The sequence below is a fragment of the Parapedobacter tibetensis genome (assembly GCF_024704835.1).
Lineage (GTDB): Bacteria > Bacteroidota > Bacteroidia > Sphingobacteriales > Sphingobacteriaceae > Parapedobacter > Parapedobacter tibetensis.
On the sequence record NZ_JAMXBE010000050.1, the window covers coordinates 1 to 2708 of the forward strand.

Annotated in this window: 4 protein-coding genes; 1 reads left to right on the plus strand and 3 read right to left on the minus strand. The window is 39.0% G+C overall.

From position 1 onward, the window contains the following. Positions 1 to 83: 83 nt before the first annotated feature. From NF543_RS25125 to NF543_RS25135, 3 genes are all read right to left on the minus strand, one after another. On the minus strand, positions 84 to 824 hold the full coding sequence (locus NF543_RS25125; protein WP_257670952.1) for a DUF8817 family protein: 741 nt from the start codon (positions 822 to 824) through the stop codon (positions 84 to 86). Positions 825 to 970: 146 nt separating this feature from the next. Next, complete coding sequence (locus NF543_RS25130) at positions 971 to 1741, minus strand: helix-turn-helix domain-containing protein (RefSeq protein ID WP_257670953.1); 771 nt, start codon at positions 1739 to 1741, stop codon at positions 971 to 973. Positions 1742 to 1790: 49 nt separating this feature from the next. Further along, complete coding sequence (locus NF543_RS25135; protein WP_257670954.1) at positions 1791 to 2018, minus strand: hypothetical protein; 228 nt, start codon at positions 2016 to 2018, stop codon at positions 1791 to 1793. Between the two features lie 419 nt (positions 2019 to 2437). Here NF543_RS25135 and NF543_RS25140 point away from each other — a divergent pair, with 419 nt between their 5' ends. Then, on the plus strand, positions 2438 to 2674 hold the full coding sequence (locus NF543_RS25140) for a hypothetical protein (RefSeq protein ID WP_257670955.1): 237 nt from the start codon (positions 2438 to 2440) through the stop codon (positions 2672 to 2674). Positions 2675 to 2708 lie beyond the last annotated feature (34 nt).

The following is a 2708-nucleotide window of genomic DNA, read 5'->3' on the forward strand; positions in this document are numbered from 1 at the left end:
TAGGAATAGGTTGATCCGGATGACACAGTTCACGTTACACTACCGAAATGGCTTTTGCCCCTATCTAACTATGAGACTTTGATTTAAGCAAGTAGTATCGACGAATACTTCTTTCTAATCATTTGCCATTGCCCTTGATCAGTTTCGTAAGTTTTTAACAAATTCTTGAGGTGCTTGTCATCATAAGCTTTTCCAATCTTTTGATGAATATCGAACAGTACCAAAAGATACTTTGCCTTATCCAAGTCATTGAGCAATTCCATATTTATCTCGTATCTCGACAAATTATCTGCTGCCATAAGTGGATCTTCTTTTGAATAAACAATGTCATACAACACAGCGAACAGCTTTGCATATTTCTCATTTTCAAGTGTTCGGAGAAAAGTAGGCTCGCCTGCTTTTACCGGTGAGCCTATATATAACGTATTGCCGCCTGCATCGGTCAAAGTAAACCTCCTATCGTCTTTCAAATCCCGCACTGTGGTAAATCTTGGTATTCCTGTGCGTGGTATACTGCCACTAAGCTCCTTTAGAGAACTTGCAAATGCATCATGTAGTGCATCAACGTCGTTCACTCTAATGTAACACATTGTTGGATTTTCTGCGGGAACTATCTTTCTGCTGCCATAAAACATCAGCTCAATTGTTCCTAGTTTCACAGAGGCAAAAGCCCTAGGTGATGTTAGCATCTCAATAACCTCGAATCCTAGTTGCTGATAAAAAGCTACCTGTTCCCTTATGTCAGGACATGCTAGAACCGGGATTACCTTTCCCTGTTGTTCATCATCTTGTTTGTTTCTTGTTACTGCAGTTGAATCTTTCATATTTAGTCTTGTATCTAAGAACAAATTGGCACCAATACTCTTTAGAATGTGGCTATACTTGAATAATTTGCTGATAAGTGCATTGAACTATTCTCAGCCAAAGATAAAATCGAAAGAAAAGGTAGAATTGTAAAAAATAGACATTCTTAATAACCGGTAAGCAATAAGAACTTATTAGGACTGAAGCCTGAAAACTTTTTAAACTCATGGATAAAATGGGCCTGGTCATGGTAGCCTGATCCGTGAGCAAGCTTGGTAAGTGTTTGGTAGCTGTTGCTATCAAAAAGTGCTGTTTCAAAACGTATAATTCTTGAGTACAGCTTTGGATTAAAACCTGTATATCCCTTAAACCTTCTTTCAAATTGCTTTTGGGAAAGGCAAGATTCTGATGCCAGATAACTGACATTTACAACTCCTCTGGCCTGTCTAATTTTATTAATGGCATATAGTATCACCTTGTCTTCAACGTATTTTTTCGCTAATTGAGATGAAAAAAAATCACTGAGGATTTTTACGCGATCAGGAGTATTGACAGCTGCTGTCATCTTTTCGTTGATTACCTTGCCCTGGCTCCTCAATAGATTCTCTACACTAACCACTTCATCAGTCAGGTCTGATGTACAAATATTAAAAAGATTAGGAATGGCATGAGAATACAAAGACACGCCAAATAGATTGATATTCCCTTCCATCGAGAATTGCCTGAAATTTTCTGTATGCCCGAGAATGGTAGAAAATATTAATTCCTGTCGGTTGCCAATACCTGAACAATGAAAGCCAAATGCCAGCTCTGTCTGTATATTAGCAGTTGAAAAATAGATAGAATCACTTTTTCCGGAATTGTGCCATTTACCTGCCCAAAAGTGGCTTACAATACCTTTTAATTCCCAACTGGGTTGAATCACCTCGTAGTTCATATTTCCGGCAGCTTATTATCCAGGTAATCAATGACCGTATTGGTATCAATCAAATATCCCTTTCCCACTCTTTGCGTCCTTCCGTTACTTGGTTTTGAAAATCAGCATATTGATCATCGGTTAGATTTAACGAACCAGCGTACTTCTGAGAAAGCCTTTGGGTTTTAACCGGTTTTGTCGCTTTTTTTAGAACGATCTCCACCTGAGCAAGCACGGTATCACTCTTTACTTTTAACAACTCTTCAATTAAATGTAATTTTCGTGCTTCTGAATACATATATGCCTCCTTTCTGCTGTGAAATACAAAAATACGAAAACTATTGGATATAATAGGTCAACTGGTTAGCTACCACTTATCCTTGAGGAGATTGAGGATTCCGGCCTTACCCCATAAGCCTCCATCGCATTTTCAATCTGTTAGCCCTGTACCATTTTATTTGTCGACGACAAAAGGAGTACGCAATCGGTTTTTTAACAAAAGCGGAAAAGTAAACATAGATTTTTAACCTGACTGTTTATCGAGAGCCTGCGGTGNGAGGATTCCGGCCTTACCCCATAAGCCTCCATCGCATTTTCAATCTGTTAGCCCTGTACCATTTTATTTGTCGACGACAAAAGGAGTACGCAATCGGTTTTTTAACAAAAGCGGAAAAGTAAACATAGATTTTTAACCTGACTGTTTATCGAGAGCCTGCGGTGACGCCAAGGCCTTTGGACAAGGTATTGTATAATACCCAAAATATACCTATCTTTGAGTATAAATTGATCAGCATGAGCGAATTGGAAGTATTGGAGAACATCGGGACATCGGCGGTAAGGCGTTTAAGAAACAGCAAGCTTTCTACGGGTAAACCATTTATGATTAACGCTGACGAATTGCCTTCGGGGCAAAGTTATTTGGAGTATCCAGATGGCAAAGTTTGGGTAGTGTAACGTGAACTGTGTCATCCGGATCAACCTATTCCTA